The organism is Bradyrhizobium sp. CCGUVB23 (assembly GCF_024199885.1).
In the GTDB taxonomy this organism is placed as follows: Bacteria; Pseudomonadota; Alphaproteobacteria; order Rhizobiales; family Xanthobacteraceae; genus Bradyrhizobium.
The window spans coordinates 3191423-3205866 of record NZ_JANADQ010000001.1 but is presented as its reverse complement, the minus strand read 5'-3'; the positions used below and the strand labels follow the sequence as shown (position 1 = coordinate 3205866).

Below are 14444 nucleotides of genomic sequence, written 5' to 3'. Positions count from 1 at the left end.
GAGGACCTACTCCGCCGCCAGAGATTTCTGGCGCAGTGGCAGGCCGAGGCGGTCCCAGACCTGGAGCAGGGCTTCAGCGAGCTGATCGATGAGGCCGTCGTCGTGATAGGGCGAGGGCGTGATACGCAGCCGCTCGGTGCCCTTGGCCACGGTGGGATAGTTGATCGGCTGGATGTAGATGCCGTGCTCTTCGAGCAGGAGGTCGGAGGCCTGTTTGCACTTCTCGGGATCGCCGACGAACAGCGGCACGATGTGGGTGTCGCTCGACATCACCGGCAGGCCGGCGGCATCGAGGATCGCCTTGACGCGGGCGGCGCGGTCCTGGTGGCGCTCGCGCTCCCAGCTCGAGGTCTTCAGATGCTTGATCGCGGCGGTCGCGGCCGAGCAGATCGCCGGCGGCAGCGCGGTGGTGAAGATGAAGCCTGGCGCATAGGAGCGCACGGCGTCGATGACCTGGCCATTGGCGGCGATGTAGCCGCCGAGGCAGCCGAAGGCTTTCGCCAGCGTGCCTTCCAGGATGTCGATGCGGTGCATCACGCCGTCACGTTCGGCGATGCCGCCGCCGCGCGGGCCGTACATGCCGACCGCGTGGACTTCATCCACATAGGTCATCGCGCCGTATTTCTCGGCGAGGTCGCAGATTTTTGCGAGCGGGGCGACGTCACCGTCCATCGAATAGAGGCTCTCGCAGGCGATCAGTTTTGGCCGGCTCGGGCCGGCGGCCTTCAATAGCGCTTCGAGATCGGCGAGATCGTTGTGGCGGAACACGATCCGTTCGCAGCCGGACTGACGGATGCCCTCGATCATCGAATTGTGGTTGAGCTCGTCCGACAGGATCAGGCAGTTCGGGATCAGCTTTGCGATGGTCGCAATCCCGGTCTGGTTCGAGACGTAGCCGGAGGTGAAGAGGAGAGCGGCCTCCTTGCCATGGAGATCGGCGAGCTCGGCCTCGAGCTGCACCAACGGATGGTGCGTGCCGGCGATGTTGCGCGTGCCGCCCGCACCGGTACCGACCCGGGTCGCAGTCTCGACCATGGCGCCGACCACCTTCGGGTGCTGGCCCATGCCGAGATAGTCGTTGGAGCACCAGATCACGACGTCGCGCTTGCCCTTGGGCGAGTGCCATATCGCATGCGGGAACCGGCCGGCGATACGCTCCAGATCGGCGAAGACGCGATAGCGCCGCTCGGCGTGGAGGCGGTCGAGGGCGGAATTGAAGTACGCGTTGTAATCCATCGGCAGACCTGCGGCTGAACCTGGGCCCATGCGGCCATTTCTTCTTAGAGCTTTTCCAGCTCCAATGTCTATGTACCAGCCCACATTTGGCGGTGCGGCGGGCAGCGCCATTCATAGCGGCGGGCCATCGGTAATAATTGATGTGGATCAACCGGCTAGTGCCACCGCGTCGCGGCCGGCGAGCCGGCCGCTTGGGCTGCGCGGTCGCGCTCAGGCGGCATGGACATTTTGTCCATGGCGCCTAGCCGGTCATGATCGCGGAACCGGCTGAGCCGGGCGCGCGGCCGTTCTGTTGAACCGGCTGCGGCGTCGCTCGCCCGGAGGACAGCTCTTGCAAAGGGAAGCGCCATGAAACGAGTGATGATCCTGAACGGCCCGAACCTCAATCTCCTCGGCGTGCGCGAGCCGCATATCTACGGCACGACGACGCTTCCCGAGATCAAGGCGAGCTGCGAGGAGGCCGCCGCGAAGCTCGGACTCACGGTTGCCTTCCACCAGTCCAACCACGAGGGTGTCCTCGTCGACCTGATCCAGTCGGCGCGGCAGGATGCCGATGCCGTCATCATCAATCCGGCCGGCTTCTCCTTCACGTCGGTTGCGATCATGGACGCGATCAAGGCGTTCGAGGGCCCCGTGCTGGAGGTGCACATCTCCAATATCCACGCCCGCGACGAATATCACCGGCACTCGAAGATTTCGTTCGTCGCAACCGGCGTGATCTGCGGGCTCGGGCCCTATGGCTACATCGCGGCGATGCACGCGATCGCGCAGATGAAGTGAGCCGAGCGCTCAGGTCGTCCTGAACTGAAGCATGCCGTCCTTCTCTTCGGCGGTCAGTCGTCCCTCGACCAGCATGTAGTTGACGTGGGCGATCAACTCGCCCGCGGCAAAGCCCATCTGGTGGGGATCGAGCACGTGCTTGTGGAACACGACAGGCACGAGCTGGGACGAGGTCTGCGGCACCTCGCGGCAGGCTTCCGCGATCATGCGGCAGCGCTCCTCGTGGTGGTCGGCGAGCTGCTTGATGCGGGTCTTCAATCCGTAGAACGGCACGCCGTGGCCGGGCAGCACCAGCACGTCATAGGGCAGCGTCGTGGTGAGGCTCGCGAGCGAGGCCAGATATTCGCCGAGCGAGTTCTGGTCGGGCTCGACAGCCCAGACACTGACGTTCGGCGAGATCTTGCTCAGCACCTGGTCGGCGGACAGGAACAGCTTGTCGTCGGCGCAATACAGCATCACCTGGTCGAGCGCGTGCCCGCCGCCGGTGATCACCTTGAAGCGGCGCGTGCCGATCACGACCTCGTCGCCATGCGAGATGCGGCGGTAGGAGGCAGGCAGCACCGACACGCGCTTCAGATATTCCTGGCCGCGGCCAAGCAGCTTGTCGGTCAGCGTCTCGTCCATGCCGTGGCGGCGGAAGAACAGCCGCTGCGCGTTGCGGCGCTCCTCGGTACCGCGATTCTGGTGATAGACCGATTGCAGATACTCGACCTGCGACATCTCGAGCGGACAGTTGAACCGCTCGACGATCCAGCCCGCGAGCCCGACATGGTCAGGATGGGAGTGAGTGACAATAAGCCGCGAGATGTTGACGCCCTTCAGCGGCCCGTCGAACAGCTTCGTCCAGGCCTCGATCGTCTCCTCATTGCCGAAGCCGGAGTCGATCATCGCATACCCGTCGCCGTCGGCGAGCAGGTAGATGTTCACGTGGTTGAGGCGGAACGGCAGCTTGAGCCGCACCCACAACACGCCGGGACGCACCTCCACGACCTCTTCAGGGCCGGGGTGCTGTTCCCAGGGGTAGCGCAGGGCCTCGGCCGAGGACTGCACACTGTCGCTCTTCGAATGCATGCACTATCGGTACCCGCACATCGGGCGGGACGCCAGCCGAAAAACCACGCGGGGTGACGTTCGCATGGCCGTCATTCCGGCGGGCGGACACGACGTCATTCCGGGGCGCGGCAAAGCCGCGAACCCGGAATCCCGAGGTAGTGGCGCGCGATTCCGGGTTCGGTGCTGGCGCACCGCCCTGGAATGACGATCACGCCGCGCGGATATTGCTGAGGAACGCGTCGATTTCCCCGCGCAGCACGTCGGCCTCGCGGCGCAGCGCATCGGAGGCGCTCAGCACCTCCGTCGCCGCGGCGCCCGCCTCGGCCGAGGCCGTGGAGACGCCGACGATGTTGCTGGAGACCTCGCTGGTGCCACCGGCGGCGTGCTGGATGTTGCGGGCGATCTCGTGCGTCGCGGCACCCTGTTCCTCGACGGCGGCGGCGATCGCCGTGGTCACGTCGTTGATCTCGCCTATGATCTGGCCGATGCCCCTGATCGCGCCGACCGCAGAGGTCGTGACCTGCTGCATGCTGGCGATCTGGGTGCGGATCTCGTCCGTGGCCTTCGCGGTCTGACTTGCAAGGCTCTTCACTTCGGAGGCGACCACGGCGAAACCGCGGCCGGCTTCGCCGGCGCGCGCCGCTTCGATCGTGGCGTTGAGCGCGAGCAGATTGGTCTGCGAGGCGATGGTCTGGATGAGATCGACGACCACGCTGATGCGGCTCGCGCTGTCGGCGAGGCCCTGCACGGTCGCATCGGTCGCTCCGGCTTCGATGACCGCCTTCTTGGCGATCTCCGCCGAGGTGACCACCTGGCGGCTGATCTCGGCAATCGACGATGACAATTGCTCGGTGCCGGCCGACACCGTCTGCACGTTGACCGAGGTCTCCTCGGCGGCCGACGCCACGGCGTTGACCAGCGCATTGGACTGGTCGGCCGTCGACGACATGCTCTGCGCGGTCGTCTGCATCGAATTGGCCGATTGAGCGAGGTTGTCGAGGGCTGTTCGCACGGTGCCTTCGAACGATCCGATCTGCGCTTCCATGCGCGCGGCGCGCTCGGCTTTGGCGGCGCGGTCCTTGTCCTGCTCGCTGGAGAGCGCGCGGGCCTCGATCATGCTCTGGCGGAACACCTGAAGCGTATCGGTCATGGCGCCGATCTCGTCATTGTGTTTGGTGCGGACGATCTCTGCGTCGAGATCGCCGGTCGAGAGCAGCTGCATTGCGCGCTGCAGTCCGCCAATGCGGCGCAGGATGTTGCGTCCGACATAGAGCCAGACGAACAGCACCGAGCCGACCAGGGTCAGCGCGCCCAGCGCCAACATGACCATGGTGGCGAACGAAATTTGCCTGCGCGCCTGGAAGGTCGAGTCGTTGGTCTCCTTCTGCACGCCTTCGACGAGTTGCTGCACGCTGATGCCGAGGCCGACATTGAGCTTGCGGGTTTCGTCGAGCACGGTCTGGCCGTAGTCGGTGGCGTCGAGCTCCTTCTCGCGCAGGTTGAACACGCCGGTCTTGCCGGTGCCGAGCGCCAGCAGCCTTTCGGCCGTCTCGCGCAGCATCTTGCTGCCCTGATTGTCCGGCAGCAGGTCGAGGTTGGACCGCAGGCGGCCCTGCGCCGTCTTGAAATCCTTCTGGATGTCGTCGAGCTTGTCGGCGGTATTGGCCGAGAGCGCTGCGCTCATGTCGGCTGCCGCGAGATTGCCGCTGGCGACGACATTGCCGAGCTGGCCGACGGTCTGCGCAGCTTCGGTGGCGTCTTCGGCCGACAGGTTCGCCGAACCGAGAATCGCGTTCACCTGGGTCTGGGCGTTGAGCATCGCGGGACTTGCCGCGCCTACGAAATCGCCCTGCGCCTTGCGCAGCGCATCGTATTGCTTGTCGTGAAGCGCCGCGACGTCGAGCCGCTCGCGCGCGGCCGAAGTCAGGCTTTGAGCTGCCTCATTGAGATTCTTGATGGTGTCGTTGAGTCCCGTGACGATCGTCTTGTCGGCGCCGAGCTCGATGATCTCGCCGAGCTTCTGCTGGACCTGCTGCTGCAATTCCTTCAGCTTCTTGGTGCGCTCGTTCAGCGCGTCCTCACTCGGCGCGGCGAGCAGGGCCGGTCCCTGTGCCGCGAGGCTCGCGCTCAGTGCCGACAATTGCAGGCTTGCGGCGAGGCGCGGGATGTCCCGTCCGCTCAGGTCGATCATTCGCTCGCCGAGATTTTGCAGCACGTAACCGGCGCCCGCCGAGATCACGAGGCCCATGCCCGCGATCACTGCGAAGGCAGCGAACAGGCTGCCGCGCACGCCCCATTTAGGCAACGAGACACGAGGCCTGAATCTGCCCAGGCTCACACGGATCGCCATCAGAATTCCCCCACGCCGATTACTTTATGTTTTGCGGCCGGCAGTATCGGGGGAGCGAGTTAAAAAATCGCAAGTGGCGCAATCGCTTGCGCTCTTTCCACACGGCGAAAAAAGAAGGGCCGGCGAGTCTGCCGGCCCTTCCGCAGGATCAGTTGTGGTTAGCGATCAGTAACGCGCGGCCACAGGGGCGCCCCAGTTGAAGCGGTAGTTGACGCCCGCCTTCACGGTGTGGTCGTCGGTGGTGAAGCTGCCGGCGGGCACCAGCGCGGCCGGAGCGGTGAAGGTGGCGCTGCCGAAATTGTAGTACTGGTACTCGGCCTTGGCCGACCAGCTCGGGGCGAACATGTATTCGAGACCGGCGCCGACGGTGTAGCCGTTGCGATGATCGCCGGAGATCGCGAACGCGACCGGCGCGCCGCCGAGCGTCACAGTCTCGTTGTTGTTCGAATAGGCGTAGCCGCCCTTCACGTAGAGCAGGCCCGGACCCCAGGTGTAACCGACGCGACCGGTGATCGAGCCGAGGCCGCGCTGGTCGTTGGTGTAGGCGTAGCCGCTCGGGAACACCGCGCCGACGCTGCCGGACAGCCAGGAGTACTGGCCTTCGACGCCGACCACAAAGTTCGGGTGGAACTGCCAGTCCGCGCCGACCTGGAGACCGCCGAGAAAGCGACCGTTGCCGTTGTTGCCGGTGGAGAGGCCGTTGAAATTGTTGTCGCTCGAGAACGCGCCGCCCAGATGCGCACCGAGATAGAAGCCGGTCCAGTTGTAGATCGGCGCGACATAAGCCGGCGCAGGCGTCTTGCTGTAATAGGGGCGGGCGCCGAGATCGGCACCGACGGCGGGCGCGGCCGCGCTTAACGAGAGCAGCGTAACGGTCGCGAACAGAATCTTCTTCATCGTCTCTAACTCCAACACTTCATTCCCGGCAGGCGCGCATCCCGCGCCGTCGTTGCTTCGCAGATAGCGGGCTTTTGACTAAAATGCTGTCACATGCGTGGCACAGCGGCAGCCAACCCAACGCATTGGCCGGCAAATGCTTTTCGTGCTTAACGGCAGCTTAAGAAACGGTGAAGGAAGGCTTAACGCGCAGCGCTTGAGGAGACGATCGGCCGCTCTTCGTCAAGCAAGACGCCTGCGGACTTCCTCGCGCATCTGCTCGCGAAATTTTTGGCGCTGTGCGGGCCGATCCTTCTCGGCGATGGTGTGGCGATCGAAGATGTCGAACTTGTCGAGGATCGGATAGCGCTCGCTCGCCATCGCGAGCACGCCGAGCACCTTGGCCGCCGACGCGCTCGGGCCGCGCACCTCCCAGCGCCGGATCGTCACGGTTCCGTTCGCGGCCGGCAGGCCGCACAGCTTCGCCATGTCGGCGACCGTGAGCTCCCGGCCGATCGCTTCGGACAGGTCGGCGCGCAATTGCTTCAGTTCGGGGCCCGTCATGTCACCTCGAGTAAGCGACGTCGATGAGGTGAATGCACTAGCGCTGATTCGGGCCGATCCGAAGGCGGGCGTGGTCGTGCTAATGTTCCCCTTGCCGGTCGAGCGTCAGCGAGGGGAAATCGCATGCCTGTGTTCAAGCTGCCCCTGTCGGGGGATGTCGTGCAGTCCATCTATCCGTCGTTCTTCAGCCCCACTGGCAGCCAGTTCGGGCTGGTCAACATCACGGTCGGGCAGTCCTCGGCGCCCGAGGTCGAGAGGGACGTGCTGTCGGATGTCGGCAGCTACGGCAGGCAGATCGGCCAGATCGCGGATGCGCTGCTGGTCGTCATCGAGCATCTGGAAGGTGAGGCCGATGGGACGCTCGAGCGCGACAAGGCGATCAAGGAGTTCAAGGCGATGCTGCACGGCGTGGCGAAGGTGAAGGAAGCTCACCGTCGCGAGGCGCGCCGTCCGCGCGACTGATCACGCCGCCGGCGCGCGCTCTTTCCGTCCGGCATGGCCGCGAGCACTCGCGCGTGGGCTCACAGGTCCCGTTCCGCGCCGCAAGATGAAAGTCTCGACAGCCGTCGCACAAAAAACGTACAGCGCGATCCTGTTTTCACTTGATTCATCTCCCTGTCACGGAGACAAGTCCGCCATGGACAACGCCACCCGCTCGGAACGATCTCGCAACGCTGCGCTTGAAGCGGCGATTGCCATCATTGCGCGCGATGGACCCGGCCGGCTGACGCTCGACGCCATCGCGCGCGAGAGCGGCCTCAGCAAGGGCGGCGTCATGCACCAGTTCCGCACCAAGGAATCGGTGCTCAAGGCGCTGCTCGAGCGGCAGATGGCGCATTTCGAGGAGTTCTCCAAAGGCTACATGGCGAAGGTGAGCGCCACCTCCGCGAACCCCGCGCTCGCGACCCAGCTCGCGACAGTCCGAGAAGCAGCCGCGTCGCCGAATTCGGCGGCGCTGGCGCTGGTTGCGGCCATGGTCGAAAACCCGGGCCTGATGTCGCTGCCGCGCGATCGCGAGATGAAGAGGGTCGCGGCCATCAAGGCTGAGGCCGCCGACCCGGATCTTGCATTGCTGCGCTGGGCCGCTGCACGCGGACTGCTGCTCAGCGGCCTGTTCGGCATGTCGCCGCTCAGCAAGGAGGAGCATCAGCGCCTGTTCGCGCGCCTGCTCGACGATAGCCAGTGGAGCGCGCTGGAAAAGCCTGCCAAGCCGCGCGCCGTGAAGGCGGGTGCAGCGACACCCGCCAAGAGCGCGACCGCGCGCAAGCGCGCCTGATTCGCCGTTAACAATTCTGCCTCGATCCTCTCGTCGGCCCGGTCTGCGGCCAAACGGCATCACCCGCTTTTGGCACTTTACAAACCGACTAGTCGGTTTTATAAGCGAAAACACTGAGGCCCGGCCCAAGGCTTCGGATCATGGCCCCGGAAGATGCCTTGGGTCGGTAATTGTGAGCACCGCAGCCGCGTTCTTGTCCCGTACGCGGCTGCGGTCGCCGCTGCCTCGCGTCGCGCCTTAAGAGGAGTGAGGAATGGATCGCTCGATCGCCATGCGCGGTCTGGGAACGCTTGCGCTGTGCGCCGTCGTGGTCGGCTGCGCCAGCGTGACGCCGGTGCCCTATTCGGAGATGGCCTCGTCGGCCTACATGGCGCCGGACAAGTCGGACACCTCCGGCCGCGTGCCCTACCGCTACGCCACGCAGGTCGATTGGCGCACCTACAATAAAGTCATCCTCGACCCCGTCGTAATCTACCGCGGCAAGGATCATCAGTTCGGCGACATGTCCGACAAGGACAAGGCGACGCTCGCCGCCTACATGCAGAACCGCTTCGCCGACAAGCTGCGCAGCCGCTTTGCGCTGGTGACTGCCCGCGGGCCGAACACGCTGCGGGTGCGGCTCACCTTGACCGGCGCAGTCGCCAACACGGCGGTGCTCGGCACGCTGTCGCGCTTCGATGTCGCGGGCGCCGTCTATAACGGCGTGCAGGCCGCGCGCGATGGCGAGGGCACGCTGACCGGCTCGGTCATCTACGGCGTCGAGATCTTCGACGCCTCGACCTCGCGCCTGCTCAGCGCTTACGTCACCAAGCAATATCCCGGCGCCTACGACATCAAGGCGAGCGTCGGCTCGCTCGCCGCCGCCACGGCCGGCATCGACAAGGGCGCCGACGCCTTCATGGCGCAACTGAACTGAAGCCAGAGAGGCCGCCGAAAGATGAACATCCTTCTTCGCATCGTCGTCCGCGTCGCGATCACCGTCGCGCTGATGATCTTCGACGGCCGCGCCGGGGCGGTGAGCCCAACTGATCCCGCCGGCACCTGGGTCACCGAGGACGGCCGCGCCCGCATCCGGCTCGAGCGCTGCGGTTTGGGGCGCGACCGCATCTGCGGCTTCATCGTCTGGATGAAGACCCCGCTGGATGCGCGCGGCCAACCGCTCCGCGACAGTGAAAATCCCGATCCCGACAAGCGCGCCCGCGCGCTGCTCGGCCATCAGCTCATCATGGGCCTCGAGGCGACACCGGAGGGCCGCTTTGTTGGCGAGATCTACAATGCCGAGGACGGCAAGCGCTATGCGGTCTCGCTGTGGCGCGAGGCTGCCGACAAATTGAAACTCAAAGGCTGCCTGATCAGGTTCTTGTGCCAGACCCAGACCTGGCAACAGTCCCTCGACGTCCAGCCCGGCCAGCTCGTTGGCCTGACCGGCGACGTCAACGGTCCGCGCGCCGACAAGGAATGGGCCGCCGCGCCGCCGCCGAAGCCGGCGCAGGTGAAGGCAAAGTAAGGACTTTGCCGCAGCGGCCGCTCGCCCGTGCTGTCGCGACAAGCTCGTCATTGCGAGCGTAGCGAAGCAATCCAGAATCTCTCCGCGGAGGGACGCTGGATTGCTTCGCTGCGCTCGCAATGACGGCGTGGAGGCAGTTGCTCGCTAATCGGTAGAGGTTCGCCCGACCGTCCCGTCCGCTGAATTTGATCCGGATCAAAGCCAACGCCTCGCTTTTGCGATCCGATGGCAACAACAGCGGATTGGCAATGGACGTCCTTTCGACCGATATCTCCACTCGCGATGCAGGCGAATTCACGCTGGAAAGCGCCGACGACGTCGGCCTTGCCCGCTGCGTTCAATTGCTGCGCGATGCCGGATTGAGACCGACACGCCAGCGCGTGGATCTCGGGCAGCTCCTGTTCCTGAACGGCCACCGGCATGTCACGGCAGAGGCGCTGTTCGAGGAGGCGATCGCGGCGAACATGCGGCTGTCGCTCGCAACCGTCTACAATACGCTGAACCAGTTCACCGAGGCGGGCCTGTTGCGCCGGATCGCAGCCGACGGCCTGAAATCGTTCTTCGATACCGACACCAGCGTGCATCCGCACTTCTACCTCGAAGGCGAGGACATTCTGGTCGACGTCTCCGAGGGGCTGAGCTTCACCAAACTGCCGGAGGCGCTGCCGGGGCACGATATCGTGCGGCTCGACGTCGTCGTGCACCTTCGCAAGAAGCCGGCGCCAAGAGGCTAGCCCCGCGACCACGGCAGCATGCGCTTCAGGGTGCGGTCGCGCAGCACGTAGTGGTGAAGAAGCGCGGCTGCGGCGTGCAGGCCGATCAGGATCAGCAGCGCGTTGGCGAGCGCCTCGTGCACTTCCCTGACGTCGCGAGCGAAAGCGCGGTCGGCCGCCCAGGGCGAGGCGATCTCGACCAGGTCGAACACCGGCAAGGCATGACCGCGGGCGAATTGTACCAGAATGCCGGCGACCGGCGCGGCGACCAGCAGCGCATACATTATATAGTGCATCGCGCTCGCCGCGCGCTCGCTCCAGGGGCCGATCGCTGCATCTGGCGCGGGCGGCGGGTCGGTGAGGCGCCAGCACAGCCGCACGGCGACCAGAACCAGGATCAAAAGCCCGAGGAAGATGTGGATGACCTCGCCGGTTTCGCGCTGCGGTCCGCGCGGCAGGGCGTCGCCGAACTCCCCGAGCAGCCACGCGCAGAACACCAGCGTCACGACGGCCCAATGCAGCGTCATCGCGACCGCGCCATAGCCCTCGGCTGAATTGCGAACCTGCATCGAGAATTCCCGTCCTCAGACAGTGTGGCGGACGGGCGGTCAACGGCCATTGATGCAGGTCAATTTCGCGGATCGCGTCATGTCCGGATCACCGCAAAGGTGATGACACTGTTCCATGCCGCGTGCCAAGATGCGTCCGATCGCCAAGAACAGTTTCAACAACCAGATCGGTGGATCATGAATGATCGGCCTTTTCCAGGACCCGCCTTGCGCCCGCTGAGCTTGCAGATCGGCGCCCAGAAAATCGCCGGCTTTGAGAGCGCAGGCACCGGCCGCCCGATCCTCCTGATCCACGGCAATTCGTCCTCGTCCCGGATCTGGCAGAAGCAGTTGCAGGGGCCGTTGGGGGCAAAATTCCGTGTGATCGCGATCGACCTGCCGGGCCACGGCGCGTCGTCGCCGCCGCCCAATCCTGAAGCCAATTATTCAGGTGGTGGCTATGCGTCAGTGATCGCCGCGATCGCCCGTGAGCTCGATCTGAAAAACGCCGTGGTGGTCGGCTGGAGCCTCGGCGGCCATGCCGTGCTCAATGCGGCGGCCGCGCTGCCGATGGCCGCCGGTCTGATGATCTTCGGCACGCCGCCGATCGGCAAGGCGCCGGACGGCTTTTCCGGCTTCAAGGGCCTGTCGGCCACGGTGTTCACGCCGAAGCCGAGCGAGGCCGAGATCGAGGAATGGACGAAATCGGCCTTCGCGCCGGGCTATGCGCCGATTCCCGATTTCGTCGTCGTGGACTTCCGCAACACGGACGGCAACGCTCGGGGCTATCTCGGCGCCAACGTCCAGGCCGGCCGCATCTCCGACGAGGCCGAGATCGTCCGCAATCTCAAAATTCCGCTTGCGATCGTCCACGGCCGTGAAGAGCAGATCGTCGATCTCCGCTATCTCCAGCGACTGGCGGCGCCGACGCTGTGGCGCGGCGAGGTGCAGGTGATCGACGGCGCCGGCCACGCGCCGCAATGGGAGAAGGCGGAGGCGTTCAACAAGGTACTCGACGAATTCGCGTCGAGCGTTTGATCTTCCTTACCTCAATCCCGCCCTTCGAAATCCCTCCAGATAGTGCTCGCGATCCGCTTCGCTCCGCCAGGGCAGTTGCGTCGTGATCCAGGCGAGCGAGATGTTGGGTTGGGTGCGGTGCAGCTCCTGCAAGGCGGTCGCGGCGAGCTCCTGGTCGCCGGCCATTCCGGCCGAGACCGCGAGCACGCGATAGGCGCCGGTGAGATCGCCGCGGTGGCGGATCGCCTCCCGGGCAAGTGCGATCGCCTCGTCATAACGGCGCTCGGTGAAGCGGGCATAGCCGGCGATCCCGTAGTAGATCGCGAGCGACGGATCGCGCGGACTGAGGCGGATGGCCTTTTGCGCCGCGTCGAACGAGCAGCTCGAACGGCCGGCATAGGACAGCGCCAGCGCGTAATAGCCCTGCGCCAGCGAGAAATTCGGATTGAGCCTGAGCGCCTGCTCGAACTCCGACAGCGCGTCGTCGAGCCGCCGCGTCGAGAAATAGACGCTGCCGAGCGCGGTATGCGCCCAGGCATCCTCATGGTCGCACTTGACCGCCGCGAGCGCGGCTGCTTCGGCGATCGGCGCGGCGGTCGCAAGCTCCGCCCAGCCGAGATGCACGCCGAACATGTGGCTTGCCGCCAGCACCGACTGGGCCTGGCCATAGTCGGGATCGATCGCAATCGCCTGCGCGAGCAGCGCCTGCGCCATCAGATGATCTTGCCGCGTCACGCGCCAGTAGTGCGACAGCCCTCGCATCACGAGCTCCCAGGCGTCCAGGCTCGCCGGCTGCTTGCGCCGGGCGTGAAAATTCTCCGCCGCATAGATCTGCGGCTCGATCGCCGCGACGATCGCGTTGGTGATCTCGTCCTGAACGGCGAAGACGTCGCCGAGCTCGCGATCGTAATGCTCGGCCCAGATGTGGCTGCCGGTGACGGCATCGTTGAGCTGCGCAGTGATCCGCACGCTGCCGCCGGCCTTGCGCACGCTGCCTTCGACGACATAGCCGACGCCGAGCTCCTCGGCGATCTGCCTGATATGGACGGCGCGTCCCTTGTAGGTGAAGGACGAGTTACGGGCGATCACCAGGAACCAGCGCACCTTCGACAGCGAGGTGAGGATGTCCTCGGCGATCCCGTCGCAAAAATACTCCTGCTCGGGGTCGTCGCTCATGTTCTCGAACGCCAGCACCGCGATCGCCGGGCGCTCGGGCGCGCTTCGTAGCGCCTTCGTCTCGGCCGCAGGCGGCGCCGGCGTCTCGTCCAGCACCTCGCCGACGAAGCGAAAACCCTTGCGCGGGATGGTCTTGATCAGCCGCTGCGCCGCGCCGTCGTCGCCGAGCGCCTTTCGCGCCGCGTTGATGCGGCTATTCAGCGCAGAGTCCGAAACGATGCGGTTGTCCCAGACCTCGCTGATCAGGTCGTCCTTCGTGACGACGCGGCCCCGCTGCGCGACGAGGTGCACGAGCAGATCGAATACCTGCGGCTGCAATGGAACCGGAACGCCGTCACGCGTGAGCTCGCGCAGGTCGCAGTCCAGCACATGATTTTCAAAGCGAAATCGCACGTCTCATCGTCTCAAGCAAAAATCAGCGTCGTCTCAGGCGAAAATCAATCGTCCGCAAAAGCCTGGGGACGTCCGATCCGGCAGGGTGCAGCGACTTAATGAGTGCCAGTCGTTCGGCACAACGGAGCTGTCTATGACCCAACTGGATCAGCAAGTTCATTCTATCAGCCCGAATGTCGTGGGCTCCAAAGTGTTCAGGTTCATCGCCTTTCTGTACGGAATTGCGGCCTATCTCGTATTTCTCGCGACCATCCTTTACGCCATCGGTTTCATCACGGGCCTGGTGGTGCCGAAAAGCATCGACACCGGAACCGATTCCTCGGCGATCGAGGCCGTCGTCATCAATCTGCTCCTGATGGCGCTGTTTGCCGTTCAACACAGCGTGATGGCACGGCAGCAGTTCAAGGAGTGGTGGACGCAGTTTGTGCCAAAGGCCGTCGAGCGCAGCACCTATGTGTTGCTGGCGAGCCTGTCGCTGCTGCTTCTGTTCTGGCAGTGGCGGCCGCTGCCGGCGATCATATGGGACGTCCAGGACCCGGATGTCGCCGTGACCATCGTCACGCTATCCTTCGCCGGTTGGGTGCTGGTCTTCACCTCGACCTTCCTGATCAATCACTTCGAGTTGTTCGGTCTGCAGCAGGTGACGCAGCAACTGGTCGACAAGCAGGCCTCGCCGCCGCGTTTCAGGACGCCGCTGTTCTACAAATTCGTCCGGCATCCGCTCTATCTCGGCTTCATCATCGCAGTCTGGGCCGCGCCGACCATGACCGTGGGGCACCTGCTATTTGCATCCGTGATCACGCTCTACATCCTGCTCGGCATCACGCTCGAGGAGCGCGACCTCGTCGCGCTGTTTGGCGACGAGTACCGGCAATACAAACAGCGCGTATCGATGCTTATTCCCTGGCGCCGGTCAGTTTGATCTTCGCCTCAACTAGATCTGCATCCTCATCCA

Annotated in this window: 15 protein-coding genes; 8 read left to right on the top strand and 7 right to left on the bottom strand. The window is 64.8% G+C overall.

Going from position 1 to position 14444, the window contains the following annotated elements:
- Positions 1–6: 6 nt before the first annotated feature.
- Entirely contained in the window at positions 7–1236 is a 1230-nt protein-coding gene (gene hemA, locus NLN62_RS14605; RefSeq protein WP_254113494.1) for a 5-aminolevulinate synthase, read from the bottom strand.
- A 348-nt stretch (positions 1237–1584) separates the two neighbouring features.
- Here hemA and aroQ point away from each other — a divergent pair, with 348 nt between their 5' ends.
- Positions 1585–2016 (top strand): type II 3-dehydroquinate dehydratase, encoded by a 432-nt coding sequence (aroQ, locus tag NLN62_RS14600; protein ID WP_027521416.1) that lies wholly within the window; start codon positions 1585–1587, stop codon positions 2014–2016.
- A gap of 9 nt (positions 2017–2025) precedes the next feature.
- Here aroQ and NLN62_RS14595 read toward each other — a convergent pair whose 3' ends face one another.
- The 4 genes from NLN62_RS14595 to NLN62_RS14580 all read right to left on the bottom strand — a co-directional run bounded on the left by NLN62_RS14595 (position 2026) and on the right by NLN62_RS14580 (position 6859).
- Positions 2026–3087, bottom strand: coding sequence for an MBL fold metallo-hydrolase (locus NLN62_RS14595; protein WP_254109239.1), 1062 nt, complete (start codon positions 3085–3087; stop codon positions 2026–2028).
- 190 nt (positions 3088–3277) lie between these two features.
- Positions 3278–5419: a methyl-accepting chemotaxis protein gene (locus NLN62_RS14590; protein WP_254109238.1), complete on the bottom strand. Its 2142-nt coding sequence runs from the start codon at positions 5417–5419 to the stop codon at positions 3278–3280.
- A 165-nt stretch (positions 5420–5584) separates the two neighbouring features.
- The gene (locus NLN62_RS14585) at positions 5585–6316 is read right to left on the bottom strand and encodes an outer membrane protein (RefSeq protein WP_254109237.1); all 732 of its coding nucleotides are present in this window, start codon (positions 6314–6316) and stop codon (positions 5585–5587) included.
- A gap of 222 nt (positions 6317–6538) precedes the next feature.
- Positions 6539–6859: a hypothetical protein gene (locus NLN62_RS14580; RefSeq protein WP_027521412.1), complete on the bottom strand. Its 321-nt coding sequence runs from the start codon at positions 6857–6859 to the stop codon at positions 6539–6541.
- A gap of 123 nt (positions 6860–6982) precedes the next feature.
- On the opposite strand from NLN62_RS14580, the gene NLN62_RS14575 reads away from it, so the two are divergent.
- The 5 genes from NLN62_RS14575 to irr all read left to right on the top strand — a co-directional run bounded on the left by NLN62_RS14575 (position 6983) and on the right by irr (position 10376).
- Positions 6983–7321, top strand: a complete 339-nt coding sequence (locus NLN62_RS14575; RefSeq protein ID WP_027521411.1) for a hypothetical protein — start codon at positions 6983–6985, stop codon at positions 7319–7321.
- 175 nt (positions 7322–7496) lie between these two features.
- Positions 7497–8135, top strand: coding sequence for a TetR/AcrR family transcriptional regulator (locus NLN62_RS14570; protein WP_254109236.1), 639 nt, complete (start codon positions 7497–7499; stop codon positions 8133–8135).
- A 253-nt stretch (positions 8136–8388) separates the two neighbouring features.
- Positions 8389–9051: a DUF3313 domain-containing protein gene (locus NLN62_RS14565; RefSeq protein ID WP_254109235.1), complete on the top strand. Its 663-nt coding sequence runs from the start codon at positions 8389–8391 to the stop codon at positions 9049–9051.
- 21 nt (positions 9052–9072) lie between these two features.
- On the top strand, positions 9073–9642 hold the full coding sequence (locus NLN62_RS14560) for a DUF2147 domain-containing protein (RefSeq protein ID WP_254109234.1): 570 nt from the start codon (positions 9073–9075) through the stop codon (positions 9640–9642).
- Positions 9643–9890: 248 nt separating this feature from the next.
- Entirely contained in the window at positions 9891–10376 is a 486-nt protein-coding gene (gene irr, locus NLN62_RS14555) for a Fur family transcriptional regulator Irr (protein WP_254109233.1), read from the top strand.
- Here irr and NLN62_RS14550 read toward each other — a convergent pair.
- Complete coding sequence (locus NLN62_RS14550) at positions 10373–10924, bottom strand: cytochrome b (RefSeq protein ID WP_254109232.1); 552 nt, start codon at positions 10922–10924, stop codon at positions 10373–10375. The two genes, irr and NLN62_RS14550, sit on opposite strands and share 4 nt — an antisense overlap.
- 207 nt (positions 10925–11131) lie before the next feature.
- On the opposite strand from NLN62_RS14550, the gene NLN62_RS14545 reads away from it, so the two are divergent.
- Positions 11132–11941: an alpha/beta fold hydrolase gene (locus NLN62_RS14545; protein ID WP_254109231.1), complete on the top strand. Its 810-nt coding sequence runs from the start codon at positions 11132–11134 to the stop codon at positions 11939–11941.
- 6 nt (positions 11942–11947) lie between these two features.
- Here the strand turns inward: NLN62_RS14545 and NLN62_RS14540 are convergent, their stop codons facing one another.
- Positions 11948–13489: a winged helix-turn-helix domain-containing tetratricopeptide repeat protein gene (locus tag NLN62_RS14540; protein WP_254109230.1), complete on the bottom strand. Its 1542-nt coding sequence runs from the start codon at positions 13487–13489 to the stop codon at positions 11948–11950.
- 133 nt (positions 13490–13622) lie between these two features.
- Between NLN62_RS14540 and mddA the strand changes: the two genes are divergently transcribed.
- Complete coding sequence (gene mddA, locus NLN62_RS14535) at positions 13623–14411, top strand: methanethiol S-methyltransferase (protein WP_254109229.1); 789 nt, start codon at positions 13623–13625, stop codon at positions 14409–14411.
- The last annotated feature ends 33 nt before the right edge of the window (positions 14412–14444 follow it).

Coding starts and splice junctions, on each gene's coding strand:
- NLN62_RS14585 (WP_254109237.1), bottom strand. CDS start 6,316: ATGAAGAAGATTCTGTTCGCGACCGTTACGCTGCTCTCGTTAAGCGCG.
- irr (WP_254109233.1), top strand. CDS start 9,891: ATGGACGTCCTTTCGACCGATATCTCCACTCGCGATGCAGGCGAATTC.
- NLN62_RS14560 (WP_254109234.1), top strand. CDS start 9,073: ATGAACATCCTTCTTCGCATCGTCGTCCGCGTCGCGATCACCGTCGCG.
- aroQ (WP_027521416.1), top strand. CDS start 1,585: ATGAAACGAGTGATGATCCTGAACGGCCCGAACCTCAATCTCCTCGGC.
- NLN62_RS14550 (WP_254109232.1), bottom strand. CDS start 10,924: ATGCAGGTTCGCAATTCAGCCGAGGGCTATGGCGCGGTCGCGATGACG.
- mddA (WP_254109229.1), top strand. CDS start 13,623: ATGACCCAACTGGATCAGCAAGTTCATTCTATCAGCCCGAATGTCGTG.
- NLN62_RS14595 (WP_254109239.1), bottom strand. CDS start 3,087: ATGCATTCGAAGAGCGACAGTGTGCAGTCCTCGGCCGAGGCCCTGCGC.
- NLN62_RS14565 (WP_254109235.1), top strand. CDS start 8,389: ATGGATCGCTCGATCGCCATGCGCGGTCTGGGAACGCTTGCGCTGTGC.
- NLN62_RS14575 (WP_027521411.1), top strand. CDS start 6,983: ATGCCTGTGTTCAAGCTGCCCCTGTCGGGGGATGTCGTGCAGTCCATC.
- hemA (WP_254113494.1), bottom strand. CDS start 1,236: ATGGATTACAACGCGTACTTCAATTCCGCCCTCGACCGCCTCCACGCC.
- NLN62_RS14570 (WP_254109236.1), top strand. CDS start 7,497: ATGGACAACGCCACCCGCTCGGAACGATCTCGCAACGCTGCGCTTGAA.
- NLN62_RS14590 (WP_254109238.1), bottom strand. CDS start 5,419: ATGGCGATCCGTGTGAGCCTGGGCAGATTCAGGCCTCGTGTCTCGTTG.
- NLN62_RS14580 (WP_027521412.1), bottom strand. CDS start 6,859: ATGACGGGCCCCGAACTGAAGCAATTGCGCGCCGACCTGTCCGAAGCG.